The sequence below is a fragment of the Pigmentiphaga sp. GD03639 genome (genome assembly GCF_029845405.1).
Taxonomy (GTDB): Bacteria; Pseudomonadota; Gammaproteobacteria; order Burkholderiales; family Burkholderiaceae_B; genus Pigmentiphaga; species Pigmentiphaga daeguensis.
In genome coordinates, this window is sequence record NZ_JAOCLR010000017.1 from 60,348 (window position 1) to 86,941 (window position 26,594).

At 69.6% G+C, this 26,594-nt stretch carries 27 protein-coding genes; 18 read left to right on the top strand and 9 right to left on the bottom strand.

Features of this window, described 5'->3' with window-relative positions:
• The first annotated feature begins 1 nt into the window (after position 1).
• Positions 2-1,471 (top strand): aldehyde dehydrogenase, encoded by a 1,470-nt coding sequence (locus N5K27_RS17960; protein WP_279817896.1) that lies wholly within the window; start codon positions 2-4, stop codon positions 1,469-1,471.
• 84 nt (positions 1,472-1,555) lie between these two features.
• Here N5K27_RS17960 and N5K27_RS17965 read toward each other — a convergent pair whose 3' ends face one another.
• Both N5K27_RS17965 and N5K27_RS17970 read right to left on the bottom strand, forming a co-directional pair.
• Positions 1,556-2,167 (bottom strand): DUF502 domain-containing protein, encoded by a 612-nt coding sequence (locus tag N5K27_RS17965; RefSeq protein WP_279817897.1) that lies wholly within the window; start codon positions 2,165-2,167, stop codon positions 1,556-1,558.
• 105 nt (positions 2,168-2,272) lie between these two features.
• Positions 2,273-3,331 (bottom strand): MBL fold metallo-hydrolase, encoded by a 1,059-nt coding sequence (locus tag N5K27_RS17970; RefSeq protein ID WP_087838095.1) that lies wholly within the window; start codon positions 3,329-3,331, stop codon positions 2,273-2,275.
• Positions 3,332-3,508: 177 nt separating this feature from the next.
• On the opposite strand from N5K27_RS17970, the gene N5K27_RS17975 reads away from it, so the two are divergent.
• The 7 genes from N5K27_RS17975 (at position 3,509) to cls (ending at position 9,732) form a co-directional block, all read left to right on the top strand.
• Positions 3,509-4,690: an acetyl-CoA C-acetyltransferase gene (locus N5K27_RS17975; protein ID WP_279817899.1), complete on the top strand. Its 1,182-nt coding sequence runs from the start codon at positions 3,509-3,511 to the stop codon at positions 4,688-4,690.
• A 13-nt stretch (positions 4,691-4,703) separates the two neighbouring features.
• Complete coding sequence (locus N5K27_RS17980) at positions 4,704-5,564, top strand: IclR family transcriptional regulator (RefSeq protein ID WP_279817901.1); 861 nt, start codon at positions 4,704-4,706, stop codon at positions 5,562-5,564.
• A gap of 10 nt (positions 5,565-5,574) precedes the next feature.
• On the top strand, positions 5,575-6,543 hold the full coding sequence (gene ybiB / locus N5K27_RS17985; protein ID WP_279817903.1) for a DNA-binding protein YbiB: 969 nt from the start codon (positions 5,575-5,577) through the stop codon (positions 6,541-6,543).
• Entirely contained in the window at positions 6,540-6,932 is a 393-nt protein-coding gene (locus N5K27_RS17990) for a CbiX/SirB N-terminal domain-containing protein (RefSeq protein ID WP_279817904.1), read from the top strand. Before ybiB ends, N5K27_RS17990 begins: the two co-directional genes overlap by 4 nt.
• A 45-nt stretch (positions 6,933-6,977) precedes the next feature.
• A complete protein-coding gene (locus N5K27_RS17995; RefSeq protein WP_087838090.1) occupies positions 6,978-7,601 on the top strand; it encodes a glutathione S-transferase family protein in 624 nt (207 codons plus the stop codon).
• A gap of 142 nt (positions 7,602-7,743) precedes the next feature.
• Positions 7,744-8,277 (top strand): peptide deformylase, encoded by a 534-nt coding sequence (def, locus tag N5K27_RS18000; protein ID WP_087838089.1) that lies wholly within the window; start codon positions 7,744-7,746, stop codon positions 8,275-8,277.
• Positions 8,278-8,295: 18 nt separating this feature from the next.
• On the top strand, positions 8,296-9,732 hold the full coding sequence (cls, locus tag N5K27_RS18005; protein ID WP_279817906.1) for a cardiolipin synthase: 1,437 nt from the start codon (positions 8,296-8,298) through the stop codon (positions 9,730-9,732).
• Between the two features lie 15 nt (positions 9,733-9,747).
• On the opposite strand, the gene N5K27_RS18010 is transcribed toward cls, so the two are convergent.
• The 3 genes from N5K27_RS18010 to N5K27_RS18020 are packed head-to-tail and all read right to left on the bottom strand — an operon-like array spanning position 9,748 to position 12,313.
• Positions 9,748-10,170: a hypothetical protein gene (locus tag N5K27_RS18010; protein WP_279817908.1), complete on the bottom strand. Its 423-nt coding sequence runs from the start codon at positions 10,168-10,170 to the stop codon at positions 9,748-9,750.
• A gap of 38 nt (positions 10,171-10,208) precedes the next feature.
• Positions 10,209-11,348 carry an alpha-hydroxy acid oxidase gene (locus N5K27_RS18015; RefSeq protein WP_279817909.1) on the bottom strand — a complete coding sequence of 380 codons (1,140 nt, stop codon included), beginning with the start codon at positions 11,346-11,348 and terminating at the stop codon, positions 10,209-10,211.
• Between the two features lie 47 nt (positions 11,349-11,395).
• Positions 11,396-12,313, bottom strand: a complete 918-nt coding sequence (locus tag N5K27_RS18020) for a LysR substrate-binding domain-containing protein (protein WP_279817910.1) — start codon at positions 12,311-12,313, stop codon at positions 11,396-11,398.
• Between the two features lie 110 nt (positions 12,314-12,423).
• Here N5K27_RS18020 and N5K27_RS18025 point away from each other — a divergent pair, with 110 nt between their 5' ends.
• From N5K27_RS18025 to N5K27_RS18035, 3 genes are all read left to right on the top strand, one after another.
• Complete coding sequence (locus N5K27_RS18025) at positions 12,424-13,494, top strand: TauD/TfdA family dioxygenase (RefSeq protein WP_279817912.1); 1,071 nt, start codon at positions 12,424-12,426, stop codon at positions 13,492-13,494.
• Between the two features lie 36 nt (positions 13,495-13,530).
• Complete coding sequence (locus N5K27_RS18030; protein WP_279817913.1) at positions 13,531-14,493, top strand: tripartite tricarboxylate transporter substrate-binding protein; 963 nt, start codon at positions 13,531-13,533, stop codon at positions 14,491-14,493.
• Between the two features lie 78 nt (positions 14,494-14,571).
• A complete protein-coding gene (locus N5K27_RS18035) occupies positions 14,572-14,856 on the top strand; it encodes a hypothetical protein (protein ID WP_279817914.1) in 285 nt (94 codons plus the stop codon).
• A gap of 7 nt (positions 14,857-14,863) precedes the next feature.
• Here the strand turns inward: N5K27_RS18035 and N5K27_RS18040 are convergent, their stop codons facing one another.
• The gene (locus N5K27_RS18040) at positions 14,864-15,091 is read right to left on the bottom strand and encodes a hypothetical protein (protein WP_279817915.1); all 228 of its coding nucleotides are present in this window, start codon (positions 15,089-15,091) and stop codon (positions 14,864-14,866) included.
• Between the two features lie 62 nt (positions 15,092-15,153).
• Positions 15,154-16,170 (bottom strand): aldo/keto reductase, encoded by a 1,017-nt coding sequence (locus N5K27_RS18045; protein ID WP_279817917.1) that lies wholly within the window; start codon positions 16,168-16,170, stop codon positions 15,154-15,156.
• A gap of 160 nt (positions 16,171-16,330) precedes the next feature.
• Between N5K27_RS18045 and N5K27_RS18050 the strand changes: the two genes are divergently transcribed.
• From N5K27_RS18050 to N5K27_RS18070, 5 genes are read left to right on the top strand one after another with little or no spacing between them, the layout of a single operon-like run.
• On the top strand, positions 16,331-17,170 hold the full coding sequence (locus tag N5K27_RS18050) for an ABC transporter permease (RefSeq protein ID WP_279817919.1): 840 nt from the start codon (positions 16,331-16,333) through the stop codon (positions 17,168-17,170).
• Positions 17,171-17,212: 42 nt separating this feature from the next.
• Entirely contained in the window at positions 17,213-18,229 is a 1,017-nt protein-coding gene (locus N5K27_RS18055; protein WP_279817921.1) for an ABC transporter substrate-binding protein, read from the top strand.
• A gap of 17 nt (positions 18,230-18,246) precedes the next feature.
• On the top strand, positions 18,247-19,044 hold the full coding sequence (locus N5K27_RS18060; protein WP_279817923.1) for an ABC transporter ATP-binding protein: 798 nt from the start codon (positions 18,247-18,249) through the stop codon (positions 19,042-19,044).
• Positions 19,045-19,064: 20 nt separating this feature from the next.
• Positions 19,065-20,192, top strand: coding sequence for an LLM class flavin-dependent oxidoreductase (locus tag N5K27_RS18065; RefSeq protein ID WP_279817925.1), 1,128 nt, complete (start codon positions 19,065-19,067; stop codon positions 20,190-20,192).
• A 5-nt stretch (positions 20,193-20,197) separates the two neighbouring features.
• Positions 20,198-21,577: an NtaA/DmoA family FMN-dependent monooxygenase gene (locus tag N5K27_RS18070; protein ID WP_279817927.1), complete on the top strand. Its 1,380-nt coding sequence runs from the start codon at positions 20,198-20,200 to the stop codon at positions 21,575-21,577.
• Here N5K27_RS18070 and N5K27_RS18075 read toward each other — a convergent pair.
• A complete protein-coding gene (locus tag N5K27_RS18075) occupies positions 21,559-22,635 on the bottom strand; it encodes an Ig-like domain-containing protein (protein ID WP_087838077.1) in 1,077 nt (358 codons plus the stop codon). The two genes, N5K27_RS18070 and N5K27_RS18075, sit on opposite strands and share 19 nt — an antisense overlap.
• A gap of 206 nt (positions 22,636-22,841) precedes the next feature.
• Here N5K27_RS18075 and N5K27_RS18080 point away from each other — a divergent pair, with 206 nt between their 5' ends.
• Both N5K27_RS18080 and N5K27_RS18085 read left to right on the top strand, forming a co-directional pair.
• Positions 22,842-25,100, top strand: a complete 2,259-nt coding sequence (locus tag N5K27_RS18080) for an ATP-binding protein (RefSeq protein WP_176400686.1) — start codon at positions 22,842-22,844, stop codon at positions 25,098-25,100.
• Positions 25,097-25,723: a response regulator transcription factor gene (locus N5K27_RS18085; protein WP_087838075.1), complete on the top strand. Its 627-nt coding sequence runs from the start codon at positions 25,097-25,099 to the stop codon at positions 25,721-25,723. The genes N5K27_RS18080 and N5K27_RS18085 overlap by 4 nt, the downstream gene beginning before the upstream one ends.
• Before the next feature lie 10 nt (positions 25,724-25,733).
• Here N5K27_RS18085 and N5K27_RS18090 read toward each other — a convergent pair whose 3' ends face one another.
• A complete protein-coding gene (locus tag N5K27_RS18090) occupies positions 25,734-26,570 on the bottom strand; it encodes an NAD(P)-dependent oxidoreductase (protein WP_176400685.1) in 837 nt (278 codons plus the stop codon).
• Positions 26,571-26,594 lie beyond the last annotated feature (24 nt).

The window sequence follows — 26,594 nt, forward strand, 5'->3', positions numbered from 1 at the left end:
CATGACCGAACATATCCAGACCCTGATCGCCGGCTCCTGGCGCGATGCCTCGGGCCCCCGGTACGTGACCGAATACCCCGCCGACGGCAGCCAGGTCGCCACGCTGCACGCGGCCACCGCCGACGACGTGGACCAGGCCGTGCGCGCCGCCGAGGCCGCGCGCCTGCGCCCCGATTGGGCGGGCCTGAAGCCGCACGAGCGCGGCGCCATCCTGACCCGCATCGCCGCCGGCATCCGCGCCCGGGCCGAGGAACTGGCGCAGCTCCAGCGCCTGGACAACGGCAAGCCCATCAACGAGACGCGCGCGCTGGTGGCCAGCGCGGCGGGCACCTTCCAGTTCTTCGCCGCGGCCTGCGAGACGATGGAAGACACCATTACCCCGTCGCGCGGCGACTACGTCAGCATGAGCGTGCACGAGCCGCTGGGCGTGGTGGGCGCCATCACCCCGTGGAACTCGCCCATCGCCAGCGAGGCGCAGAAGCTGGCGCCCGCCCTGGCGGCCGGCTGCGCGGTCGTGTTCAAGCCGGCCGAAATCACGCCGCGCATGGCCATCGAACTGGCCCGCATCGCGCAGCAGGCAAGCGTGCCGGACGGCATCCTGAGCGTGGTGCCCGGCAAGGGTTCGGTGGTCGGCGACGCGCTGGTGCGCCATCCGCTGATCCGCCGCATCGCCTTCACCGGCGGCACCACCGTGGGCCTGGGCATCGCCCGGCTGGCGGCCGAGCGCCTGATGCCGACGTCGCTGGAGCTGGGCGGCAAGTCGCCCACCATCGTCTGCGCCGACGCCGACCTGGACCACGCCGTGGCCGGCGTGCTGTACGGCATCTTCAGTTCGTCGGGCGAATCGTGCATCGCGGGCTCGCGCGCCTTCGTGCATGCCAGCGTGTACGAAGCCTTCAAGGAACGCCTGCTGGCGGGCGTGCGGGCGCTGCGCGTGGGCGATCCGGCCAGCGAGCGGACCCAGATGGGACCGCTGGTCAGCCAGGCCCACCGCGAGTCGGTGGAGCGCTACGTGCAACTGGGCGTGGACGAGGGCGGCAAGGTGCTGGCCGGCGGCCAGCGGCCCACGGGCGCCGGCTACGACCGCGGCAGCTACTACCTGCCCACCGTGATCGAAGGCCTGCCCAACCAGGCCCGCATGTGCCAGGAGGAAATCTTCGGCCCGGTGCTGGCGCTGCTGCCGTGGACCGACGAGGCCGACCTGATCGCCCAGTGCAACGACAGCGTGTTCGGCCTGGCCTCGGGCATCTGGACGAACGATTACAAGACCGCCTGGCGCATCGGCGCCGCGCTGCAGACGGGCACCGTCTGGATCAACACCTACAAGCTGTTCTCGGTCAGCACGCCGTTCGGCGGCGTGAAGATGAGCGGCACGGGACGGGAAAAGGGCCGGCTGGGCATCCTGGAATACACCAACCAGAAGAGCTACTACTGGGGGATGAACGCGGCGCCGCTGCCGTGGAGCCGGTGATGGGGCAGCGACGTCCCCATGCATGATCGACCCGCTTGCACGGCACTTTGAGGCAAGGGCGGCGGATCCGCCGCCCCGGTTTCGTCACTCCTGCCTGGGGGCGGGCGCCGCCTGCGGTGCGCGTGCCATCCAGGCGATGAGCGACGAGCGCATCGCTTCTTCCACCGACATCTCGATGGGCGTGACCCACGAGATCGGCACGAATACCGTGTAGCCGCCGATCATGTATCCCATGGGCAGGTACACGGCGACCCGTTCGCCCGGCAGGAAGCCCTCGGGCAGGCCGGCCGTGCTGCGCCGGGTGACCAGTCCCACCAGTTCGATCTCCTGGCCCGGCATGCGCAGGATGACGACCTGCTGCCCGCCCTGGCTGGTGCTGGGGGTGAAGTAGTCGGCGAAGCTCTTGAGCGAGGAATAGATGCTTTTGACTACCGGGATGCTGGTGAACGGCCATTCCACGTAGGAAAGCATGCGGCGCACCCGGTGCTTGGACACCAGCATCCCGACCGCGACGATGCCCAGCATGCCCAGGATCAGGCCCATGCCGGGAAAGTAGAAGCTGCCGACGAAGGGGTGGAGCACCGCCAGCGCGAGGGCTTCCATCCATGCCACGCACACATACAGCAGGTACAGCGTCAACGCCAGCGGCAGGATGGTGATCAGGCCACGGAAAAAATACTTGTAGACGTTCTTCATCTCGGACTCCTGCGTCGACAGGCCCAGGGAAGCCGCCCCGCGCGGCGGCGGCCGGGGCGCCAAGCATAGCAGTGGAATGCGCGCGGCCGGGGGCCGCGCGGAAGGTCAGGCGGGGACCCGGTAGCGGACGATGTCGTCGGCGCCGATCTCGCGGGCGACCGCGCCCTGGTAATACAGCATGTGCAGGTGGGCGATGGCCTCGCCCAGCGCGAAGGTCATCTGGTGCAGGTCCAGCTTGCGCTTGAACAGCACGGGCACGATGTCGTAGGCCGAGGCGGCCTTGCCGGTACAGGCCTCCTTGACGCGCGCCAGGTGGTCGGCGTGGTGGGCGTGCTGCTGCGCGATGCGGGTATGGATGCCGACGAAGGGCCGGCCATGCGAGGGCAGCACCAGCGCGTCCGCCGGCACGTGGGCATAGCCGCCAAGCGAATCCAGGTAGAGCTGCAGCGGATTGCTTTCGGGGTCGATGTCCGTGACGCTGACGTTGGTGGAGATGCGCGGCAGCACCATGTCGCCGGAAATGACGATGTTCAGTTCCTTGCAATACAGCGAGATGTGCTCGGGCGCGTGCCCGTAGCCGGCGATGGCATGCCACTCGTGGCCGCCGATGCGCAGCACGTCGCGGTCCATGATGCGGTTGAAATGGGCGGGGACCCGCGGCACCAGTTGCGGGTAGTAGCGGGTGCGGGCGCGCACGCCGTCCAGCGAGGCCTGGTCGGTCATGCCGTTGCGGGCGAAGTGCGCCGCCATGCGTTCGCCGCCCGAGATGGCCTGGCCTTCGACGAACAGGTGGGCGGTCAGGAAGTCGGTGGCGCTCATCTGCAGCGGAACGCCCCATTTCTCGGTCAGCCAGTGGGCCAGGCCGATGTGGTCGGGGTGCATGTGGGTGACGATGACCCGCACCACGGGCAGCCCGTCGAGCTGGGTGGCGAAGACCTGTTCCCAGAGCGCCTTGACCTCGTCGCGGGCGATGCCGCAGTCGACGATGGTCCAGCCATCCCGTCCCTCGAAGCGATCGCGCAGCAGCCACAGGTTGATGTGATCCAGCGCGAAGGGAAGGGGCATGCGGATCCAGCGGATGCCGGGCGCGACCTCGATGGCCGTGCCGGCCGCGGGCAGGGTGTCGCCCAGCGGGTACTTCAGTTCGTGTTCGAGAGGATTCATGACGGATCGGGGGGGCCTGGCCGGTTCGTGCGGCGCTGCTTGGGCAGGTCTAAAATGGGCAGGCCACTTGTTGGTAAATTACAGCTAGTGTACCTAGGTGCCGGCGGATGCATTCCCGGAACGCAGCCGCCGCCCTTGCCCGTGGCGCCCGCCGCTTTTCAGAGTCAGGAGTCGAAGATGTCGGATCCCGTTGTTATCGTATCGGCCGCCCGTACCCCCATGGGCGCCATGTTGGGCGAGCTTTCAGGGCTTTCCGCCAACCAGTTGGGCGCAATCGCCATCAAGGCGGCGATCGAGCGTTCGGGCCTGAAACCCGAACAGATACAGGAAGTGCTGATGGGCAACGTGCTGCAAGCCGGCCAGGGCCAGGCTCCGGCCCGCCAGGCCGCGCTGGGCGCGGGCCTGCCGCTCGGCACCAGTTGTTCCACCATCAACAAGATCTGCGGGTCGGGCATGAAGGCCACGATGCTGGCGCACGACCTGCTGCTGGCCGGCAGCGTCCAGGTCGCGCTGGCGGGCGGCATGGAAAGCATGAGCAATGCCCCCTACCTGCTGCCCAAGGCGCGGCAAGGCTATCGCTACGGCCACGCCACCATGTACGACCACATGGCGATGGACGGCCTGGAAGACGCCTATGACAAGGGCCGCGCCATGGGCGTGTTCGCCGAGGACTGCGCCGCCAAGTACAGCTTCACCCGCGAGCAGCAGGACGCCTATTCGCTGGAGTCGCTGCGCCGCGCCAAGGCCGCCAGCGAGGACGGCAGCTTCGAATGGGAAATCGCGCCGGTCACCGTGGCCGACCGCAAGGGCGAGAAGATCATCGCGCGCGACGAGGCCCCCTACAAGGCCATGCCCGAGAAGATCCCCACCCTCAAGCCGGCGTTCAAGAAGGACGGCACCGTTACCGCCGCCAACTCCTCGTCGATCTCGGACGGCGCCGCCGCCCTGGTCCTGATGCGCGCTTCCACCGCCGAAAAGCTGGGCGTCACGCCGCTGGCCCGCGTGGTCGCCCACGCGCAGCATTCGCAGGAGCCGCAATGGTTCACCACCGCGCCGGTGGGCGCGCTGGCCACGCTGTTCGCCAAGACCGGCTGGAAGCCGGGCGACGTCGACCTGTACGAGATCAACGAAGCCTTTGCCGTGGTGACCATGGCCGCGATGGCCGAGCACAAGCTGCCGCACGAGAAGGTCAACGTGCATGGCGGCGCCACCGCCCTGGGCCACCCCATCGGCGCCAGCGGCGCGCGGCTGATCGCCACCCTGCTGGGGGCGATGCGCCAGCGCAAGGCCAGGCGCGGCGTGGCCTCGCTGTGCATAGGCGGGGGCGAAGCCACGGCCATGGCTTTCGAACTGATCTGATCGCCAGGGCTGCATGACGCAACACCCTTCGGCCGGCGGCAAGCCGGCCGGCATCGACGCGGGCAGCCCGGGGACTGCCCGCGCGTCCGCGGGCGCCAAAAGCGACGCGGTCAAGCCCAGCGATGCCTACGTGCAGTCCTTCGCGCGCGGACTGGCCGTCATCCGGGCCTTCAACGCCGAACGGCCCGCCATGACCCTGACCGAGGTGGCCGAGGCCGCCGGGTTGACGCGGGCGGGCGCGCGCCGCATCCTGCTGACGCTGGTGCAGCTGGGCTACGTGGCCGCGGAAGGCCGGCAGTTCCGGCTCACGCCCCGCATCCTTGAGCTGGGCTTCGCCTACCTGACCTCCATGCCGTTCTGGGACCTGGCCGAGCCCATCATGGAGCAACTGACCAACGAGGCGCACCAGTCCTGCTCGGCCACCGTGCTGGACGGGACCGACATCGTCTACGTGCTGCGCATTCCGACCGGGCGCATCATGTCCATCAACCTCGGGATAGGCAGCCGCCTGCCCGCCTACTGCTCGGCCATGGGGCGCGTGCTGCTGGCCGGCCTGGCCGACGCCGAGATCGACGCCGCGCTGGCCAGGTCCGACCTGCGGGCCCATACGCCGTTGACGGTGACCGATCCGGCGCAGCTCAAGGCCGCCATCCTGAAGGTGCGCGAGCAGGGCTGGTCGCTGGTGGACCGGGAACTGGAAACGGGGCTGGTCGCCATCGCCGCGCCCATCCGCGATCGCAGCGGCCGCACGGTGGCGGCCCTGAACCTGAGCGGCCAGGCGCACCTGGTGACGGCGCGGCAGATGCAGGACGAACTGCTGCCGCTGTTGTCCCGCGCCGCCGAGCGCATCAACGACTTGATGAAGCGCGTGTAATGGAGCGCCCATGACCGAACCCTATGCCTGCGCACCGCTGATACGCGAGATCGGCCGCGGCAAGGACGGCTCGCGCGCACTGGCGCGCGATCAGGCCGGCGAATTGATGGGCGCCATCCTGGATGGCCGGGTGTCCGAGCTGGAGCTGGGCGCGGTGCTGCTGGCCCTGCGCATGAAGGGCGAGTCCGTGTCCGAGGTGGCCGGCTTCCTGGATGCGGCGCAGGCGCGGATGACGCGCGTCGAGGCCCCCGCCGGGCGGCCCGTGGTGGTCCTGCCCACCTATAACGGTTCGCGCCACGCGCCCAACCTCGTGCCGCTGCTGGCCTGGACCGTGGCGCAGGCCGGCCTGCCGGTGCTGCTGCACGGGCAGGCCTCCGATCCGGCTCGGCCGGGCGCGGGTTCGAACGCCGCGCGCGTGCCTACCATCGATATCCTGGAACAACTCGGCATCGAGGCCTCGTCCGATGCCGACGCCGCCGCGCGGGCGCTGCGCGACCGGGGGCTGGCCTATCTGCCGCTGGCCGTCGCCAGTCCTGGCCTGGCCCGGGTCGTGGGCCTGCGCCGCATCCTGGGCGTGCGCAACGTCGCGCATACGCTGGCCAAGCTGCTGCGGCCGGTGCAAGGCCCCAGCCTGCTGCTGTCCGCCTACACCCATCCCGAATTCGGCGCCATGCTGGCCGAGCTGTTCGCGCTGCGGCGCGAGGCGGCGCTGCTGATGCGCGCCACCGAGGGCGAGGCGGTCGCCAACACCCGGCGCCCCCAGCGCATCGCGCGCTGGCTGGACGGTGTCGAGGCCACCGCGGTCGAGGGCGCGGAACGCGCCGAGGCCGGGCTGCCGGCCCTGCCCGCGCGCGAGGCCGCCCCGACGGCGGCCTGGGTGCGCGCCATCCAGCAGGGGCGCGAACCGCTGCCGGCCGCGATCGCGGCCCAGCGCGACGCCATCCTCGATGCCGCGGCGCGCCTGGGGGCGTCCGCATGACGCCGCGCCGAGGCATCGTCCTGTTCGCGCACGGGTCGCGGGATCCGCAATGGGCGCGTCCCATGGCGGAACTGGCCCGCGTGCTGCGCGGGCGCGATCCCGGCACGCCGGTCGAGATCGCGTTCCTGGAATTGATGCCGCCCACCCTGCCCGAGGCCATCGCCGTCCTGGCGAGCCAGGGGGTGGCCGGGATCGCCGTCCTGCCGGTATTCTGGGCGGCGGGCGCGCACGTGACGCGAGACCTGGCGCGTCTTCTGGACGAAGCGCGCGCGGCGCATCCCGCGGTGCGGTTCGCGTCATTGCCGGTGTTGTCGGAGCTGCCCGGCGTGCTGGACGCCGTTGCCGAGGCGGCCTTGCGCCCGGCGGCGGATCCGGACCCGCCGGCATAGCACCCTTTATTCCATTCCTTGCACCCGTACACGGAGATTTCCACCATGATGACCATCTGGGGCCGCCTGACTTCCATCAATGTTGCCAAGGCGGTGTGGGCCGCGCGCGAGCTGGGCCTGCAGTTCGAGCGCATCGACGTGGGCGGTCCCTATGGCGGGCTGGACAAGCCCGAGTACCTGGCGCTGAATCCCAACGGCAAGATCCCCACGCTGGATGACAACGGCTACATCCTGTGGGAATCGAACTCCATCGTGCGCTACCTGGCTGCCCAGTACGGCGCCGGCACGCTGTGGCCGACCGACCCGCGCGAGCGCGGCCTGAGCGATCGCTGGCTGGACTGGCAGGCCACCGAGTTCGGGCCCGCCATGGGGCCGGCCTTCATCGGCCTGATCCGCACGCCGGAAGACAAGCGCAACCACCAGGCCATCGCCGAGTCCGTGGCGCGCGGCAACAAGCTGATCCTGCTGCTGGAGAAGTTCCTGGCCGACGGCCGCCAGTACCTGGCGGGCGACCGCTTCACCATCGGCGACATCGCCGTCGGCTGCGCCATCGACCGCTGGTTCCTGCTGCCCATCGAGCGCCCGGCCACGCCGCTGCTGGCGCAATGGCACGAGCGCGTCAGCACCCGGCCGTCGGCGCAGGGCGTGCTTGGACAGGAATTGAAGTAGCGGCACCCGCGGGCAAGTGCCGCAGTCATCCCTGCGGCACCTGCGTGGGACGCCATCGGCCTCGCGGCGGTGCCGATCTGGCACAATCCGGATAGGCACCCCCCGGGCAAAGGGCCCGGCAGGACCGTTCCAGGGCAGTTCCATGATCCGCGAAATATTGAAGATGGGCGACGAACGCCTGCTGCGCGTCGCCAAGCCGGTTCGGGAGACCGGTACCCAGGCGCTCGACGCGCTGATCCAGGACATGTTCGATACGATGGAGGCCGCGGGCGGCGTGGGGCTGGCCGCGCCGCAGATCGGCGTCGACCTGCAGGTGGTGATCTTCGGCTTCGACAGCAGCGAGCGCTATCCCGACGCGCCGGCGGTGCCGCGCACCATACTCATCAATCCCGTCATCACGCCCCTGTCCGACGAGAAGGAAGAGGGCTGGGAAGGCTGCCTGTCGGTACCGGGCCTGCGCGGGGCGGTGCCGCGCCACGTCTCCATCCGCTACACCGGCATCGACCCCGCCGGGGTTCCCATCGACCGCGTGGCAGACGGTTTTCACGCCCGGGTGGTGCAGCATGAATGCGACCACCTGATCGGACGCCTGTACCCGTCGCGCATCGAGGATTTCTCGAAGTTCGGCTTCACCGAAGTGCTGTTCCCCGGTCTCGATCCGAACCGCGACGACTGATACCGGGAGGTCGCCAACATGGCGGAAAGTCTGCTGTCGATCGGTCTGGAGGTCGCCACCCTCCATGTGCTGGGCATCATCGCAGCGTGCCACGCGATCATGAACACCCGCACCTCGCAGGGCGCGGTGGCCTGGGCCGTGGCGCTGGTCTCCGTTCCCTACCTGACGCTGATTCCGTATCTGTTCCTGGGCCGCAGCCGCTTTGCCGGCTACGTGGACGAACACCGGTTCAACAGCGCGCGGGCGCGCGCGCGTACCGAGGCCGACGTCAACCAGTCGCAGCTTACCGTGGCCGCGCGCCGCGACGCCGCGACGGAGCCGGCGCTGCGGCGCTTCCTGGCGCTGGACCGGCTGATGGGCCGCCGCTTCCTGGCCGGCAACCAGGTCGGCCTGCTGGAGAACGGCCGGGAAACCTTCGATGCGATTTTCGAGGCCATCGACCAGGCACGGCGTTACGTCCTCGTGCAGTTCTTCATCGTGCGCGACGACCCGCTGGGGCGCGAACTGCACCGGCGCCTGCTGGCGCGCGCCGCGGCCGGGGTCAAGGTCCATTTCCTGTACGACGGCATCGGCAGCCACGCGCTGGCGCGCCGCTACGTCGAGTCCCTGCGGGCGGGTGGCGTGCAGATCCATGCGTTCTCGGTGCGCCGGGTCAGCAACCGCTTCCAGCTGAATTTCCGCAACCATCGCAAGATCGTCGTGGTTGACGGGCAGGTGGCCTTCGTCGGCGGCCACAACGTGGGCGAGGACTATCTGGGCGGCAATCCGCGCCTGTCGCCGTGGCGGGACACCCACATCCGCCTGGCCGGTCCCATCGTGGCGCAGATCCAGCGCACGTTCAGCGAAGACTGGTATTGGGTCACGCAGACCCTGCCCGAGCTGGCCATGCCGGAGGAAGCCCCGGGCGACATGACCTGCCTGGCCATCGCCAGCGGTCCAGCCGACCACCAGGAGACCGGTTCGCTGTTCATGACGCAGGCCATCCAGGCGGCGCGGCGGCGCATCTGGCTGACCTCGCCGTATTTCGTGCCAGATTCGGCCGTGCAGTCGGCGCTCCGGCTGGCGGTGCTGCGCGGGGTGGACGTGCGGGTGCTGTTGCCCTGCCGGCCCGACCATTTCACGGTCTACCAGGCTTCGCTGTTCCACACCTACGAAGCGGTGCGCGCGGGCGTGCGGATCTATCGATACCAGCCGGGGTTCCTGCACCAGAAGGTGATGCTGATCGACGACGACACGGTCGCGGTGGGCAGCGCCAACCTGGACAACCGCTCGTTCCGGCTCAATTTCGAGCTGAGCGTGCTGACCGTCAGTCCCGAATTCGCGGCCCAGGCGCAGGCCATGCTGCTGGCCGACTTCGCGTTGGCCAAGGAAGTGGGGCCGGGCGAGTGGGAGACCGTGCCCCTGCTGCCGCGCGTGGTCATGCACGTGGCGCGGCTGTTCGCGCCCGTGCTGTGACGGCCGCCGCCCGGATCAGCGCTTGTCGAATACCTCGGCGCAGCGCGAGAAGCTGAACCCGGCGCCGGAGGATTCACGCGTGGTCTGGATGGCGGTGATGCTGCCGGCGGCATTGGCATTGATCTGCAGCTCGCAGAACAGCTCTTCGGTGCGGGCCGGCGACACCATCACGCGGTCGGTCTTCTTGGAGTCCTTGTCGCGCGGCACGTCGCGGTACTGCGCGGCGTGCTGGATGCTTTTCTCGCCGCCGCGCCAGTTGTAGACGGAACTGCCGTCGCCCAGCTTGTACGAACGCTGCGGCGGGCCGTACTGCGAAAAGAAGGCGTCGGTGGACTGGCCGATCCAGCGTGCCCGTATGGCCGAATTGGTTTCCTCGGTGGTGGCGCAGCCGGACACCAGGAGCAGGGCGGCCGCCAGGCCGGGCAACAGGACCTTCATGGGATTCTCCAGGACGGGTGGGTGGGGTTGGGTTCTCGTCAGGGGCGGATCAGGATGTCGGGGCCGATCTCGGCGATGGTGCGCGTGCCGGTCAAGGCCATGCTGACGTCCAGTTCGCGCTGGATGATGCCGAGCGCGGCATCGACGCCGGGCCGGCCCATGGCGCCCAGCCCGTACAGGAAGGCGCGGCCTATCATCGCGCCGCGCGCGCCCAGGGCCAATGCCTTGAGCACGTCCTGTCCGCTGCGCACGCCGCCGTCGAACAGGACCTCGGTCCTGTCGCCCACCGCCTCGACGATGGCGGGCAGGGCGGCGATGGAGGACTGCGCGCCGTCGAGCTGGCGGCCTCCATGGTTGCTGACCACGATGGCGTCCGCGCCGCACGAAGCGGCGATGCGGGCATCCTCGGGGTCGAGGATGCCCTTCATGATCAGCTTGCCGCCCCACTGCCGCTTGATCCACTCCACGTCCTTCCAGGACAGCGTGGGATCGAACTGGCGGGCGGTCCAGCGGGCCAGGCTGTTGATGCCGTCGGCGTCCTTGACGTGGCCGGCCAGGTTGCCGAATGTCCGGCGCCGGGCGCCCAGCATGCGCAATGCCCAGGCGGGCTTGCTCGCCAGGTCCAGCAGGTTGGCCAGCGTGGGGCGCAGCGGCACGGTCATGCCGTTCTTCAGGTCCTTGTGGCGCTGGCCCAGGATCTGCAGGTCCAGGGTCAGCACCAGGGCCGAGCACCGGGCCGCCTTGGCGCGCTGGATCAGGTCGGCGATGAACTCGCGGTCGCGCATCACGTACAGCTGGAACCAGAAGGGCTTGGTGGTGGCCGCGGCCACGTCCTCGATCGAGCAGATGCTCATCGTGGACAGCGTGAAGGGGATGCCGAACTGCTCGGCGGCCTGGGCGCCCAGGATCTCGCCGTCGGCCCATTGCATGCCCGCCAGGCCGGTCGGCGCGATCGCCACCGGCATGCTGACCTCCTGGCCGAGCAGGGTGCTGCGGGTGGAGCGGTTGTCGACGTTGACCGCGACGCGCTGGCGCAGCTTGATGGCCGCCAGGTCGTCGGCGTTGGCGCGATAGGTGCACTCGGTGTACGAGCCGCTGTCGGCATAGTCGTAGAAGGCGCGCGGGACGCGCTTCCTGGCGAGCTGACGCAGGTCTTCGATGCAGGTGATGACGGGCATGGGGAAATCCGGGTATTCGAGAAGCGCGGCACGCGGCCGCATGGGCGCTATTTTGCTACAGATGAGCGGGAACGACCTCCCAGCAGGCGGTTCCACGTCTGGTCGAAGGTGGCGCAGAAGGCCTCGGCCAGCTTGGACAGGGGGCGATGCCGATGGCGCAGCAGGCGCAGTTCGAGCCGGGCTCGGCATTGGTAGGGGCGCACCACCAGGCCGGGAAAGGCGGCTCCCGCTACCGCGGTGGCATCGACGATGGCGACGCCGCCGCCCGCCAGGCTGAACCAGCAGGCGGTCTGCCCTGAGCGCACCTCGATGCCGGTCTGGATCTGCGCGGCGTAGCGCCCGTACAGATCTTGCGGCGTGACGCCATACAGTAGCGCTTGCGGAAAGGAGATGACGCGATGATCCCGCAGGTCCGAGGCATGTACCGTTTCCTTGCGCGCCAGTGCGTGGCCCGCAGGCATGACGCAGACCAGCCCGCAGGGGTAGCGACCGAGGATCTGGAGGCTGGGATGATCCTGCGGGCTGAGCGACAGACCCAGGTCCGCGGCGCCGTCCACCAGCGCCTGCACTAGCAGGTGGGGAATGAGCAGGTCGACGTGCAGCCTCGCGTGTGGAGTGCTTTCCGATACCTGCGTGGCGGCTTGGGGCACCACTGTCGCGCCCAGGCTGGGCGAGATGGCAAGGCGCAGCGATCCCGCCGTGGGGTTGCGCAGTTCCTCGGTCATCACGCGGATGCGCTCGACGCCTGCCCACATGCGGTCGACCTGCTCGTATAGCTGAGTGGCCTCCGGTGTGGCGATGAGTCGTCCCTTCGCGCGTTCGAACAGGCGCAATCCCGAGCGGCGTTCCGCCGTGGCCAACAACTTGCTGACTGCGGGTGGAGAAACGTGCAGGAGTTCGGCCGCGCCCTTGACCGACCCGGTTTGCATGATGGCCCGGAACACTTCTATCTGGCGCAGATTCACGTGGATTCCCCGATTAACCTTTGGTTAATACTAACCGACATCAATTCAATTTACTCAGCCCTGGCGGCGATGGGACACTGCGGCTCCATTGGATGCTTCGGTGAAACGACATGACTGACACGCTTGCGGCGGCTTGCCGAGCTCCCGCGGAAGGGCCCGCGGTCTGGAAGGCGGCGGATTTCGAGCACGATCGATCCTGGCTGCATCGCTTGAGCGACGAGCAGGCCGGCTGCCTGGCGCGAGCGGCTCGGGAATTCGACGGCCAGGACCTGGCGCGCGCGACGCCCGAGTGGGCGGCCCGTCATCTGGTTCCGCTTGCCATGCTGATGCGCGAGGTGAAGCGGGAGCTCGGCACCCGCGGATTCGTGCTGCTGCGCGGCGTGCCGGTGCGTGAACTGGGAGACAAGGCCGGGTTGGCATTCTGGATGCTGGGCGCGTTGCTGGGTACCGGATTGACCCAGAACGCCGACGGCGACCTGTTGTGCCCCGTCACCGACAAGGGCGTGCGGTTCGACTATTCGGCCGAGGCCCATCGCAGCAACGCCCGGGGATACCAGAGCCGCGCCGACCTGAACTATCACTGCGACCCCACCGACGTCGTCGCGCTGCTGTGCGTCAACAAGGCCATGTCGGGAGGTGCCAGCACCATCGTTAGCACACCGGCGGTCTACAACGCGCTGCTTGCCGATCATCCGGAGCACATGGAGGTGCTGGAGCGAGGGTTTCCCTACGATCGCAAGGGCGAGCAATGGCCGCAAGAGGCGCCTGCCTCGCCGCGTATCCCCGTCTTCGTCCGGCACGGCGCGCGGGTCAGCTGCCGCTATGCCAGGTCCTATATAGAAGGCGCGGCGGCCAAGCTCGGTACCCCGCTCGAGGACGCGGAGCGGGCCGCGCTCGATTGCTTCGACTCGGTAGTCAGGCGTCCGGACATGGCGCTACACATGGCGTTCGAACCGGGCGACGTCCAACTGCTGAACAACTTCACCGTGGTGCATGGCAGGACTGCCTACGAGGACGATCCCGATCCCGCGCAGCGGCGCTTTCTTTACCGCCTCTGGCTGCATCTGGGCGACAGTCCGCCATGGCAAGGGGAAAGCCAGATCATGCGATGGGCGTTTGCCCGCTTTGGCAACCTTGGCCGTACCGCGCAGGAATGGTCATCGCTGCGGTCCGAGACCTGAGCGCCTACGGCATGCCATCGACAGGAAGGAGACAACATGAAAATTGCAATCGCCCTCGTGGCCGCGCTCTGCGCGATGAGCAGCAGCTTCGCGGAGGCGCAGGCGTGGCCGCAGAAGAATGTCCGCGTCATCGTGCCCTACGGTCCGGGTTCGGTCCCGGATACGCTGGCCAGATTGATCTTCGAGAACGTGCAGAAGGTCTCGGGCCACGTGGTCGTGGTCGAGAACCGGGCCGGAGCGGCAGGCATGATAGGCGCGGGTGCAGTGGCCCGCGCCGAGCCCGATGGATACACGCTCGTGCTGGCACCGGCCGGGCCCCTGGCCACCAACGCGCTGTTGTACAAGAAGATGCCCTATGACCCGCTGCGCGACCTGGCGCCGGTGGCGATGGTGGCCGAGACGCCTACCGTGCTGGTGGCCAGTGCGGCGATGCATGCCGGACGCGCCGCGGATCTGCTGGCAGCGATGCGCGACCCTTCGCGCAGGATGGCGTATGCGTCGCCAGGCAACGGCACGCTGGGTCACTTGGCGATGGCCTACCTGGTTGCGCTGAGCGGTGGCGATGTTCCGCATGCACCCTATGCCGGCTCGCCGCAGATCGTCTCCGCCCTGATCGCCAACGACGTGCAGATGGCCGTGCTGCCGCCGCTCGCCGTGGCGCCTTTCATCAAGTCTGGCAAGATCGACGCCGTCGCGGTCGTGGGGCCCCGTCGAACCCCCATGCTGCCGCAGGTCGCCACGCTGAAGGAGCAGGGCGTCGACTTCGACCCCATAGGCTGGTTCGGCCTCGCGGCGCCCGCCACTACGCCGCCCGCCGTATTGCAGGCCATCCATGCGGCCGTAGCTGTCGCACTGCGCGATCCCAAGGTTGTCGACTACTACCGTGCGCAGGGCATGGAACCGGCCCATCTCGGGCCGGCTGCGTTCCGCGACTACATCGCGCGGGAACTGGACCGCTGGCGGCCAATCATCGCACGCAATGCGATCTCTCTCGATTGAGCGGGCGGGGGCGGATCCTGCGCTGCCGTCCGGGCACGAAAGCTGCTGCCTGGCACGGCAACTCGACAGGAGCCGACCATGAAAACCCCTCCCGACCCCAATGCCGGCGCGCCGCGCCCGAAACATGTTTCCTCCGACGACGCCCCGCGTCCGGACGTGGATCATCCGCCCGGTCCCGAAGGGGCGACGACCGAGTTCGACCAGGGGACCGCGCAAGCCGGTAGAGAGGCCAGGACCGGGACGCTGCCCGGATCCGACGATTTCACGCCGGCGCAGCGCGGCCAGCAGGGGGCCGACGTGGAGGTGCGCAGCGACGGCGCGGCGGGCAACGAGCGGCGCAGCGGGAAAGACGAGGAAGACTGACGAGGCTTCAGGCCAGGTCGGGATCGCGACCCCGACGCGACGGCGGCTTGCCCAGTGCGGACGGGACCTCCCCCGGCATCTTCCGGCCGACGTTGGCGGGTTCCGAGCCGGTCTGCGGCTCGACCGGCTCGCGCGGCCGTTCCTCGGAGCCGACGCCCAGCCAGTTGGGATCGGCCGGCCGTTCGCGTATGACAGTGGGGGGCTTGGCGGTCGTGTCGGACGGACGATCTTTCATGGGAGGTCTCCTGAAAGCGCGTTCCGCAGCAAGTGGCGTGCCACGCGCCGCCGCCGGAACAGCTAGCGGCGGAACAGTCGCAGCAAATCGGGCGACGCGGTCTGGCCGGGCACGGGTGCCACGTTCCGGTCCAGTTGCACCTGCTGCGGCACGTACGGCGCTTCCAGCCGTTCCAGTTCCTCGGCGCTGAGTACGATGTCCAGCGCGGCCACGGCATCGTCCAGGTGGGCGGCGCGCGTGGCGCCGACGATGGGAGCGGTGACCGCCGGATTGTGCAGCAGCCAGGCCAACGCGATCTGTGCCGGCTTGACGTCGCGCTCGGCGGCGACCTGGATGACGCGGTCCACGATGCTCTCGTCCTCCGGGCGGACGAAGTCGCGGACGACGCGCGAACGTTCGGTGTCCTGCCTGCGGCTGCCCGCCAGCAGGCCGCGCGCCAGGGGGCTGTAGGGCAGCACCGCCACGCCCTGATGCAGGCACAGCGGCAGGGTCTCGCGCTCTTCTTCCCGGTATAGCAGGTTGTACTTGTTCTGCATGGTCGAGAACCGTGTCAGCCCGTCACGCCCGGCCAGTTGCTGCAAGGTGGCGAACTGCCAGGCGTGCATGCTGCTGGCGCCGATGTAGAGCGCCTTGCCGGCGCGCACCACGTCATCCAGGGCCAGCATCACTTCCTCGAGCGGCGTGTGGGGATCGAGGCGGTGGATCTGATAGAGGTCGATGTAGTCGGTTCCCAGGCGCCGCAGGCTGTCGTCGATGGCGTGGCGGATACGCTTGCGCGACAGGCCGTGGCTGACGCCCTCACCGCTGCTCAGGCCCGCCTTGGTGGCGATGACGACCTTGTCGCGGCCCGTGCCGTAGCGCTTGATGGCGCGGCCCAGGATTTCCTCGCTCAGGCCGCTGGAATAGGACTCGGCGGTGTCGAACAGGTTGAAACCGTGCTCGAATGCCGCGCGGTAGTGGGGCTGGGCGTCGTCCTCGGACAGGGCCCAGGGCATCCAGTCCCTGGAGCCGTAGCTGGAGGCGCCGAATGCCAGCCGCGAGACGCGCAGGCCGGTGGTGCCCAGATCGATGTATTGCATGCGTGGTCCCGAAGGCGGAAAAGTGCTGGAACGCGCAATCTAGCAACGCGCGCGGCGCGGCGGAAATGCGATTTGCGGCATTGCATATGCGGACAAATTCCTTCGGCGCCGGCCGGCGGCGGCATAGAGTAGTCCTCCGACGTCTTTCCGCCTTGCCGCCATGTCCAGCATTCCGTCGCATCTCCATGCCGTACCCGTGCCTCCCCTCGCGGCCCGCGAGCCACGGCCGCGCAAGCGCGTGCCCGCCGCGCTGCTGATCGTCGCGGGGCAGGTCCTGCTGCTGGCGGCCATCCTGCTGTCCATCCAGTTCCTGGTGGACAGCGGCGCGGTCAAGCCCATCTACCTGGCATCGCCCACGCAGGTCCTGGAGGCCTTCCCCCGCCTGGTGACGCAGGATGGCCTGCTGCGCCACCTGCTGGTGACCCTGTCCGAGGCGCTGCTGGGACTCGCCATCGCGTTCGTGGCCGGCGTCTCGACCGGCGTGGTGATGGGCCTGCTGCCGGCGGTGCACCGGTTTCTCAATCCGTTCCTGGTCGCGCTGATGACCGTCCCCAAGGTCGCGATCATTCCGCTGCTGACGCTGTACCTGGGCATAGGCTATGCGCACAAGGTCTTCATCGTTTTCCTGTTCGGCTATTTCATCTTCGTGTTCAACACGATCGCGGGCATCCGCCAGGTGCAGGAAAACCATCTGAAGGTCGCCCGGGTGCTGGGCGCGACGCCCGCGCAGCGCATCTTCAAGGTGGTCCTGCCGTCGGCCATTCCCTCGATCATGGCGGCGGTGCGTGTGGAGGCGGTGATGTGCGTGGTGGCCGCGCTGCTGGCCGAGATCGTGGCGTCCAAGGCGGGCATCGGCAATCTGCTGAACCGGGCCACCGGCGTCTACGACACCGCCGCCGTCTTCGCGCTGGTCGCCACCATCACAGTGTTCGCGCTGCTCATCATCTTCGCGGTCGAGCAACTGGAGAGGCGCGTGCTGCTCCGGTGGAAGCATGCCTGACCGTTCGTCATTTCCCCGCTTCGCTTTCCTGTGGATTCCATCATGAACAAGAACCGACGCGACATGCTGTCGCGCCTTGCCGCCCTGGCGGCCCTTTCCGCCTCCGTTCCCGGATTGTCGTCCGCGCAGGGCGCCGCGACGAAGAAGCTCAAGCTCGTGGCCACCAACAGCTACACCCAGCAGCCCATCGCCTTTGGCGTGGAGAAAGGATTCTTCCGCGAAGAGGGCCTGGAGGTGGAGTTCGTGGACGTACAGGATGCGGTGACCGGCGTCGCGACCGGCGAGCTGTCGTTCGCGTTCGGGCCGACCAGCGTCTACCTGCGCGCCGCGGCGCTGGGCGCGCCGATCAAGATCGTATCGTCGGGCTTTCGCAGCAAGGGACCGTACTTCCTGATCGCCCGGCCCGGCATCCAGAGCATCGCCGGCCTGAAGGGCAAGACCGTGGGCAATGCCCATGCGGGTTCGAACCTGGATACGGTGCTGCGCACGATCCTGGTCCGCAACGGCCTCGATCCCCGCCGCGACGTGACGCTGTTCGGCAATGGCTCGACCCAGCAGGCCTACGGCACGCTGATCTCCGGCCAGGTGGACGCGACCATCATCCACCAGCCCTTTGCCGCGCTGGGCGAGCTGGAGAAGACCAGCCGCACGCTGGCCCGGGGCTGGGACTACCTGCCCACTTATCACACCGGCGTGCTGATCGCGGGCGACCGGCTGATCGCGAACGATCCCGACCTGCTGCGCCGCGGGCTGCGGGCCTATTTCAAGTCCTACACCTACGCCAAGGCGAACTACCCGGAGTACCTGCCGTGGCTGCAGGCGCGGCTCAAGCTCAACCCCCGCGCGGTCGAACTGGCGCTCAGGCAGGAGGACGACGTCTGGGACAACAATCCCGACGTCGATCCGGTCGCCATCCAGGATACGCAGCGCATCGAGATCGAGCAGCAGAACCAGAAGGCGCCGTATGACGCGAAGAAGTACATCGACCTGCGCTTCGTGCCGCGGGAATACGTCAAGCCGTTCCAGTACCCCGATAGATCGGCGGCGCTGAAAGGCTGATCGCAAGGAGTCGCCCGGTGTCCATTTTCTCGATCCGCAAGCTGAGCCAGGTCTATGGGGGCGCGAAGCCCGTGCATGCGCTGGCCGATATCGACCTCGATATCGATGAAGGGGAGTTCGTGGTGCTGCTGGGCCCCAGCGGTTGCGGCAAGAGCACGCTGCTGGAGATCCTGGCCGGCCTGCAGCGCCCCACCGCCGGGAAGGCCCTGTTCGACGGCCGGCCCATCGCCGGGCCGTTCCCCTCGGTGGGGGTGGTGTTCCAGGACGCCTCGCTGCTGCCCTGGCGCACGGTGGCGCGCAACGTCCAGCTGGGCCTGGAGATCCGGGGACGCGACAAGGCGCTGCGGCGCCAGACCGCCAAGGCCTATCTGGAGCTGGTGGGGCTGGCGGGATTCGGCGACAAGTACCCGCACCAGTTGTCGGGCGGCATGCGCCAGCGGGCCGGCATCGCCCGCGCGCTGGCCAACGAGCCCAGCGTGCTGCTGATGGACGAGCCCTTCGGCGCGGTGGACCACATCACGCGCATCCGGCTGCAGGAAGACCTGGTGCGCATCTGGCAGGCGCACCGGCGCACGGTGGTGTTCGTCACGCACGACGTGGGCGAGGCGGTGTTCCTGGCCGACCGCATCGTGCTGCTGTCGCCCCGGCCGGGCCATATCCACGACACCTTCCGCGTGGCCGTTCCGCGGCCGCGCCGGCGCGGCGACCTGCCGCTGCTCAAGCTCGAGGCGTCGATCTACGACGCCCTGCATGCGATCGACACAGGCGCCTCGCCGGCCCGGGCTCCGCTGCGCGCGCTGGCCTCGGCGCGCTGACTCTTCACCTGGGGTTCCACATGTCTTCCACATCCGTATCCCTTCCGCGTGCCGGCGGCCCGCTGCTGGCGTATCTGCATCGCCGCGCCGAGCCCTCGATCGAGACGGCGTTCGCCGGCTCGCTGCTGACCAGCCTGGCGCTGGAAGTCGAGCGCGCCGGGTTCGACCTGCTGGTGCTCGATGACGAACCGCGCGTCGAAGGCGCCGCGCCGCGCGTGCGCCTCGACCCGTTCACGGCGGCTTCCTTCATCGCGACGCGCACCCGCCACCTGGGCCTGGCCGTGACGGCCGACGCCGCCTACTACGAACCGTTCAACCTGGCCCGCCTGACCGCTTCGCTGGACCACATCACCCATGGGCGGGCGGCGCTCAACCTGGTGCACGATCCCGCGCGCGCGGCGGCGGTCAACTTCGGCGTGCGCGATCGCGCCGCGCCGGCGGATCCCGGGCGGCATGCCAGGGAGTTCCTGCACGTGGTGCGCGCGCTGTGGGACAGCTGGGAGGACGACGCTTTCCTGCGCGACAAGGCCAGCGGCCGTTTCGTGGACGGCGCCAAGATCCACGCCATTGCGCACCGGGGCGAGCATTTCCAGGTCCAGGGACCGCTGAACGTCGCGCGGCCGCCGCAGGGCCAGTTGCCCCTGGTGCATGTCGAACGCTCGGCCGCCTCGCGCCCCTGGGCGGCGGCCGAGGCCGACATCGTGGTGGTGGCGGCCGGGGACGAAGCCGGCGTGCGCGAGGCGGCCGAAGCCTTGCGCGCACTGGCCGTGCGCGAAGGCCGCGCCGCGAATCCGCCGCGGGTGCTCGCGCCCATCGTGCCCTGGGTGGCCGACACGCCGGACGAAGCGCAGCGGCTGCGCGCCCGCGCGCCTTCGCGTGCCGATGCGGTCACGCTGATCGGCACGCCGGGCGAGATCGCCGCCACCTTGCAGGCATGGGTGGCGCGGCGGGTGGCCGACGGATTCGCGGTGGCGCCGGCGCCCGAGCCTGGCCAATGGCCGCGTTTCGCCGAACTGGTGGTGCCGGGGCTGGTTCGGCGCGGCGCGACCGCCCCGCCCGCCGAAGGCGCCGCGCTCACGCTGCGCGGACGCCTGGGCCTGGCCCGTCCCGCCAATCGCCACGTTTCCCCGCAACCCGTCAACGGATGACCGCCATGAGCCAACCCCCTCGCCGTTTGCACCTGGGCCTGATGTTCTGGGCCACCGGCACCCACGCCGCCGGCTGGCGGCTGCCCGGCTCCAAGGAGGATGCGGCGTTCGACATCGAGTTCCTGCAGCACGTGACGCAAGTGGCGGAGCGGGCCCGGTTCGACTTCCTGTTCCTGGGCGACCGCCTGGCCACGGATCCCCGGCTGCAACGCACCAACCCCGCGCAGATGTCGCGGCTGGAGCCGTTCACGACGGCCGCCAGCCTGGCTGCCGCCACGTCGCGCATCGGCATCGTGGTCACCGCCAACCCCACCTACTACGACCCCTATTCCGTGGCGCGCCTGATGGGATCGCTCGATCACGTCAGCGCGGGCCGTGCATCCTGGAACATCGTGACCGGTGCCGATGACATCGCCGCCGCCAACTTCAGCCGTACCGAGCATTGGGAAACGGGCAAGCGCTATGACTGGGCCGACGAGTTCGTCGACGTGGTGAAGGCATTGTGGGACGGCGCACCGTCGGTCGAGGCGCCGGCGGGCGTCCCGCTGGATCACGACGGACGGCACTTCCGCATCGCCGGCCCGCTGGACGTGCCGCGGCTGCCGCAGCGCCATGCGGTCATCCTGCACGCGGGCACCTCGGACCGGTCGCGCGAACTGGGCGCGCGCGAGGCCGACGTCATCTTCGCCGGCCAGCCCGACATTCCGTCGGCCCAGGCCTACTACGCCGACATCAAGCAGCGCGCCGCCCGCTACGGACGCGGCGAAGACGAAATCGCCATCCTGCCGGGCCTCACGCCCATAGTCGCGCCCACCACCGAAGAAGCCGTGGCGATCTACGACAGGTTGAACGCCTTCCTGCCGCTGGACCCGGAAGAGGCGGCGGGCGAGGTCCGCAAGGGCGGGCTGGGGCGCGGCCGCCGGCGCAACCTGAGCGCGCTGTCCGAGACCCTGGGCGTGGACGTGCGCGGCAACGACCCCGGCGCCGTGGTGGAACCCGCGCTGTACGGGCAGGCGTCCGAGGCGGGGCGCAGGCTGATCGACGAGACCGCCCGCCGCACCCGCCGGTCGCTGACGGGTGCGGCGCGTATTTCCTATCGCGACCTGATCGATACGGCGGGGGCCATGGGCGCCATCGTGGTGGGCAACCCCGAGGAGGTCGCCGATTTCATCCAGGCCTGGTTCGACCAGCGGGCGGCGGACGGCTTCAACATCTTTCCCGCCTACGTGCCAGGGGCCGTCGAGGCATTCGCGGAACTGGTCGTGCCGGTGCTGCAGCGGCGCGGCCTGTTCCGCCTGGACTACGAAGGCCCGACCTTCAGGGATCACCTGGGGCTGGGCCTGCCCGGCTCCCGCCGGGACCGGGATCAACTGGTGCGCCTGTAGGTATAGGTGTAGTCGAACCGGGTCGTGGTGGGCGGGATCGTGATGCCGTTTGCGGTGCCCGAGACCGACACCGAGCCCTTGCTCTTGAGCACGATGGTGCTGCCGACGCCGCAGCCTCCGCAGCCCTCGTAGCTGGTCGACAGGTCGCTGTAGCTGTAGCTCAGGCTGACCCCGGGGCCGGACACGCCGCCCGAGACGCCGCCGTACTGCTGCACCACCTGTTGGGCACCGTCGGCCGAGGCCGGCACGGCGCCGAATTCGATGTTGCCGATGGTCTGCTCGAAAGGCACGCCGTTGGCCGAGCCCCGCACGGTCAGTTCCCACTTCGAGCCGGCCGGGATGGTGCTGCTCGTGCCGCCGCCGCTGAACGAGATGCCGGCCACGCTGATCGAGAAATCATAGGTGGTGACGCTTTCGCCGACCTTGATCGTTTCCGAGCAGGACGTGGTGGAGCAACTGAGCGAAATCGATACGCCGTCCAGCACCGCATCGAAGCCCTTGCCGTCGGCGGCGAAGCCGCGGCTGAAGAAATCGAAGGTCTTGGGATCCACGCCCTTGGCGGTGTAGAGCGCGGCGAAGTTGGCGTTCACACGCTTGGCAGCGGCTGTGATCGCGTCGCCTGCGAGGCGAGTGGTCTTCCAACCCTCGAACAGCGCGGCCAGCGGTTTCCTGCCGCCGGCATCATGCAGCGCCAGCGTGGTCAGCGGCGTGATGTTGGCCGTGCCCGCGGCCGCCGCGAACGAGTACAGCACCGATCCCGATCCGGTCGAGACCTTGAGCAGGTAGGGCGGCGCCGATTCGATGGTGATGCTGTAGCGGCCATCGGCGCCGCTCTTGCCGGTGGCGGTGGCGCCCGCCGCGTTCACGACGGTGACGGTGGCGTTGGCCACGGCGGCGCCGGTGGCCGCCGTGCCCGACAGCGTGTCCGTCTTCGGTGCCGGCGGACTCGCGCCGCCCGACGAGCCGCCGTCGCCGCCGCAGGCGCCCAGGGCAAGTGCGAGACAGGCGCACGCGGCAAGGCGCGCAATGCGTGGCGGGAAGAACGGTAGCTTCATCATGGAATACCTTCGTGGCGTGGATGAGACCTGCCGCGTTCGCGGCCGGTCGGGTGGTGTCCGGCGATTCTTCCCATGTGGAGCGGGGCGGGCAATCCCGCGAACACGGGGTTGCCGGCAGGCGACGAATGGCTTGTACTGGCCGGGGTCTTTCTTCATCATCAGCGTGCCGCCCCCGTTCGCGTCCCGATTGCCGCTGGAATCCCGACATGCCCATCAATTCGTTCCTGGCCGTGCCTGCCCGCATCCTGCTGGCGGTGCTGGCGCTGTGCGCGGCCGCCGCCGCGGCGGCCACCTGGGGGGCGTTGCAGACGCCCTGGCTGGGCATCGCATTCACTGTCGACGAAGCCGGCAGCGTGCGCGCGCGCGGACTGTCCGGCGGCCCCGCCCATGGCCTGGAGGAAGGCGCGTCGCGCCTGGCGCTTTCGCGTCCCGGAGAGCGCACCGGCCTGGACGTGGAGCCCGACGACCTGATCGAAGAGCCCGACTTCTTCGACGAATACGCGCGCATGAACAGGTTCTTCGACCGGCAGGCAAAATTCCGCGCGCTGCTGGACGGGCCCGTGCGGGCCGAGTGGACACGGGTCGATGGTTCGCGCGCGGCCGAGGTCTGGACGCCCGCGACCCGGCCGCTGGGATCGCTGCCGGCGACGTTCTGGTTCCAGCTCGTCGTCAGCTTCGCCGGGTGCCTGATCGCATGCTGGGTCTGGGCCTTGCGGCCGACGGACCTGGGCGCGGGCATGTTCGCGCTGACCGGCCTGGCCTTCCCCGCCTTCGCGGTGCCCGCGGCGGTCTATAGCAGCCGCGAACTGGCGCTGGGCGGGGAACTGTTCCACGCGCTGTCCGCCGCCAACCACGCCGGCGCCTTCATGTTCGGGTGCGCGCTGCTGGCGGTGTTCCTGTGTTATCCGAGGCGGCTGGTGCCGGTGGGGGCGCTGTGGGCGCTGCCCGTGGTGTACGGGGCCTGGTGGCTGGCCGACACGATGCAGTGGCTGCCCAGCCAGAACTGGACCCGCATGGGCATCATGTCCGAGATGCTGGGCGCGATCGCGCTGGCCGGCGTGCAATGGAGAATGAGCCGGGGCCGTCCGCTGGATCGGGCCGCGCTGCGCTGGCTGGCACTGTCCATGCTGGTGGGCAGCGGCCTGTTCGTCTTCTCGACGACGGGATCCAAGGTGCTGGGCTTCTTTCCGCCCATCTCCCAGGGCTACGCCTTCGGCTACTTCCTGATCATCTACGTCGGGCTCGCGTTCGGCCTGCGCCGGTACCGGCTGTTCGACCTGGACCGCTGGGCCTACCGGATCCTGCTGTGGCTGGCCGGGGCGCTGGCGGTGGTGCTGATGGACGCGGCGCTGATCGTCTGGCTGCGCTGGAACCCGGCGTTCTCGATGGGCGTGTCGCTGCTGCTGTGCGGCTGGCTGTACTTCCCGTTCCGACAGTGGCTGTGGCGCCGGCTGACCGGCGCCCGGGGCGCGCGGGTCGACTCCACTTTCCCCGAGCTGATCCGCATTGCCTTCTCGCCCTCGCGAGGGGAACAGGAGCGCCGGTGGGACGCGCTGCTCGGGCAGTTGTTCGATCCGCTGGACATTCGCCGCCTTGCGCATGCCGAGGCCGAGGACCCCCGTTCGGCCACCCTGCTGGAGTCGGGGCAGGCGCTGTGGGTGCCGTCCTGCGGCGGCCTGGAGGCGCGGGTGCTGCGCCTGGCCGATCGCGGCCGCAGGCTGTTCGCGCCGCACGACGTCGAGCTGGCGGTATCGCTGTCCAGCCTGGTGCAGAAGGCGGGCGAGGGGCGCGATTCCTACGAGCGGGGCGTGCGCGAAGAACGCCATCGCATCGCGCAGGACATGCACGACGACATCGGCGCGCGGCTGCTGATGCTGATCCACCAGGCGTCGCGCGCGGGCGACGGCGTGGCGGCCGATGTCGCGCGCGCGGCGATGAGCGACCTGCGCACCACGCTGTCGGCCCTGGAGGGCCACAGCCAGCCGCTGGCCGATGCACTGGCCGATTGGCGCGCCGAGATGGCCACCCGCTGCGACGCGGCGGGCGTGGATTTCGTCTGGAACGAGTTCGTGCCGGCCATGCCGCTGCCCGACATGCAGTCGGCCCTGCCGGCCCGGATGAAGGCCACCCTGGAACGCGCCCTGCGCGAGGGCCTGTCCAACGCGCTCAAGCATGGCGGTCCCACCCGTATCGAGGTGGAGGTGCGAGCGGGCAACGGCCGGCTGGACATCGTCATGGTGGACGATGGCATGCGCGGCTCCGGCCGCAGCGCGCCCGTTGCGGGGCCGGCCAGCATCGGCCTGGGCCTGGCCGGCATGCGGCGGCGCCTGGCCGAGTACCAGGGGGTGGTCGGGCTCGAACGCGGCGAGGACGGCTGTATCCTGAGGATCTGCCTGCCGCTGGGGCCCGGGAATTCAGCCGTGGCGTCCGTGGAGCCGGCGGCGCCGGCGGAGGTGCGGGCATGAACGACATCCTGATCGTCGAAGACCTGCCGGAAGCGGCGGCCATGCTGAGCGAGGCCGTGGCGCTGGCCTTTCCGGAAGCGCGCGTGCGCTGCGGCCAGGACCTGGCGCAGGCGGGCGCGGCCATCGCCGAGCGGGTGCCGGACCTGGCCCTGGTGGACCTGGGACTGCCCGACGGCGATGGCACGGAACTCATCGCCACCCTGACGCTGCGGCATCCGCGCTGCACCGTGGTGGTGTCCAGCATCACGGGCGAGGACAGCAAGCTGTTCGCCGCCTTGCAGGCCGGCGCGCAGGGCTATGTGCTGAAGGAACATCCGCCGGCCCAGCTCGCGGCCATGCTGACCGGCATCGCCCAGGGCCAGCCGCCGCTGTCGCCCGCCATCGCGCGCCGGCTGCTGGATCATTTCCGCTTGAGGCCGTCCACGGTCATCAGCCCGCTGTCGGCCCGGGAGAACGAAGTGCTGGTGCTGCTGGCGCGTGGCCTGCGGCTGGGCGAGATCGCCACCGCGCTGGGCATCTCGCGCCATACCGTGGGCGACCACGTCAAGCACATCTACGAGAAGCTCAACATTGCCTCGCGCGCCGAGGCGGCGCTGCGCGCCAAGTCCTTCGGCCTGGTCTGAAGCCGGCGGGTCAGCGCCGCAGCCGGTCCAGCGCCTCGTCCATGGCGGGCGGCCGGGGCGCATCCTTGTAGACGTCCAGCCGCCGGAAGATGTCCGCGGCCGCGAGGTGAAAGCCCGAAGGCAGCCCGGAGGCATGGAAAGTGGACGCGATTTCCTCCATCTCGCCCACCCAGCGCCAGGCCTTCTCGGCCTTCTGCGCGACCTCTTCCGACCGTGCCGGGGTCTGCGGGCTGGACCGCTGCCATTCGGCCAGCAGGGCCGGCTCGACGCCTTCGTGGCGGGCCAGCGCGCGTATGCCGGCCAGCAGCGCGGTGGCGCCCTTGCTCCAGGCGGCATAGCAGATCTTCAGCGCCGAAGCGCTGCCGGCGGGGGAGTCCAGCGCGATGGCTTCGAGCGCGCTGCCTTCGAACAGCGCAGCGATGTCCGAAGCGCCGTCGCCGGCCAGGTAGAGACGGGTGCTGCCGGCCGCGCGCGGCGGCTGGCCGATGATGCCGCCGTCCACGAAGCGCGCGCCGCCGGCGCGCACGGCTTCCTCGATCTGCCGGAGGGTGGCCGGCGAGACCGCGTTGGCGTCGACGAAGACGCCGCCGTACCGGTGCCGCGCGACCTCGCGCGCCAGGTCGAGCGCGTTGTCCGGCGGGCAGACCGAGATGGCGATGTCGGCGGCGCGCAGGGCGTCGGCCAGGGAGCCTGCGTCTTCCAGACCGGCCTGGCGCGCCCGCGCGGCCGTGGCGGCGCTGCGCCCGGCGGAACACCAGAGCACGCGGTGGCCGGTGGAGACCAGGCAGGCGCCGATGGCCGCGCCCATGGCGCCGGGATGCAGGAGGGCGAGGGTGGGGCTGGGCATGATGACGTCTCCCGGAGGCGGATG

Bases quoted from the DNA above. Each gene is read 5' to 3' on its own strand.
- N5K27_RS17960 (WP_279817896.1), top strand. From the start codon at position 2: ATGACCGAACATATCCAGACCCTGATCGCCGGCTCCTGGCGCGATGCC.
- N5K27_RS17965 (WP_279817897.1), bottom strand. From the start codon at position 2,167: ATGAAGAACGTCTACAAGTATTTTTTCCGTGGCCTGATCACCATCCTG.
- N5K27_RS17970 (WP_087838095.1), bottom strand. From the start codon at position 3,331: ATGAATCCTCTCGAACACGAACTGAAGTACCCGCTGGGCGACACCCTG.
- N5K27_RS17975 (WP_279817899.1), top strand. From the start codon at position 3,509: ATGTCGGATCCCGTTGTTATCGTATCGGCCGCCCGTACCCCCATGGGC.
- N5K27_RS17980 (WP_279817901.1), top strand. From the start codon at position 4,704: ATGACGCAACACCCTTCGGCCGGCGGCAAGCCGGCCGGCATCGACGCG.
- ybiB (WP_279817903.1), top strand. From the start codon at position 5,575: ATGACCGAACCCTATGCCTGCGCACCGCTGATACGCGAGATCGGCCGC.
- N5K27_RS17990 (WP_279817904.1), top strand. From the start codon at position 6,540: ATGACGCCGCGCCGAGGCATCGTCCTGTTCGCGCACGGGTCGCGGGAT.
- N5K27_RS17995 (WP_087838090.1), top strand. From the start codon at position 6,978: ATGATGACCATCTGGGGCCGCCTGACTTCCATCAATGTTGCCAAGGCG.
- def (WP_087838089.1), top strand. From the start codon at position 7,744: ATGATCCGCGAAATATTGAAGATGGGCGACGAACGCCTGCTGCGCGTC.
- cls (WP_279817906.1), top strand. From the start codon at position 8,296: ATGGCGGAAAGTCTGCTGTCGATCGGTCTGGAGGTCGCCACCCTCCAT.
- N5K27_RS18010 (WP_279817908.1), bottom strand. From the start codon at position 10,170: ATGAAGGTCCTGTTGCCCGGCCTGGCGGCCGCCCTGCTCCTGGTGTCC.
- N5K27_RS18015 (WP_279817909.1), bottom strand. From the start codon at position 11,348: ATGCCCGTCATCACCTGCATCGAAGACCTGCGTCAGCTCGCCAGGAAG.
- N5K27_RS18025 (WP_279817912.1), top strand. From the start codon at position 12,424: ATGACTGACACGCTTGCGGCGGCTTGCCGAGCTCCCGCGGAAGGGCCC.
- N5K27_RS18030 (WP_279817913.1), top strand. From the start codon at position 13,531: ATGAAAATTGCAATCGCCCTCGTGGCCGCGCTCTGCGCGATGAGCAGC.
- N5K27_RS18035 (WP_279817914.1), top strand. From the start codon at position 14,572: ATGAAAACCCCTCCCGACCCCAATGCCGGCGCGCCGCGCCCGAAACAT.
- N5K27_RS18040 (WP_279817915.1), bottom strand. From the start codon at position 15,091: ATGAAAGATCGTCCGTCCGACACGACCGCCAAGCCCCCCACTGTCATA.
- N5K27_RS18045 (WP_279817917.1), bottom strand. From the start codon at position 16,170: ATGCAATACATCGATCTGGGCACCACCGGCCTGCGCGTCTCGCGGCTG.
- N5K27_RS18050 (WP_279817919.1), top strand. From the start codon at position 16,331: ATGTCCAGCATTCCGTCGCATCTCCATGCCGTACCCGTGCCTCCCCTC.
- N5K27_RS18055 (WP_279817921.1), top strand. From the start codon at position 17,213: ATGAACAAGAACCGACGCGACATGCTGTCGCGCCTTGCCGCCCTGGCG.
- N5K27_RS18065 (WP_279817925.1), top strand. From the start codon at position 19,065: ATGTCTTCCACATCCGTATCCCTTCCGCGTGCCGGCGGCCCGCTGCTG.
- N5K27_RS18070 (WP_279817927.1), top strand. From the start codon at position 20,198: ATGAGCCAACCCCCTCGCCGTTTGCACCTGGGCCTGATGTTCTGGGCC.
- N5K27_RS18075 (WP_087838077.1), bottom strand. From the start codon at position 22,635: ATGATGAAGCTACCGTTCTTCCCGCCACGCATTGCGCGCCTTGCCGCG.
- N5K27_RS18080 (WP_176400686.1), top strand. From the start codon at position 22,842: ATGCCCATCAATTCGTTCCTGGCCGTGCCTGCCCGCATCCTGCTGGCG.
- N5K27_RS18085 (WP_087838075.1), top strand. From the start codon at position 25,097: ATGAACGACATCCTGATCGTCGAAGACCTGCCGGAAGCGGCGGCCATG.
- N5K27_RS18090 (WP_176400685.1), bottom strand. From the start codon at position 26,570: ATGCCCAGCCCCACCCTCGCCCTCCTGCATCCCGGCGCCATGGGCGCG.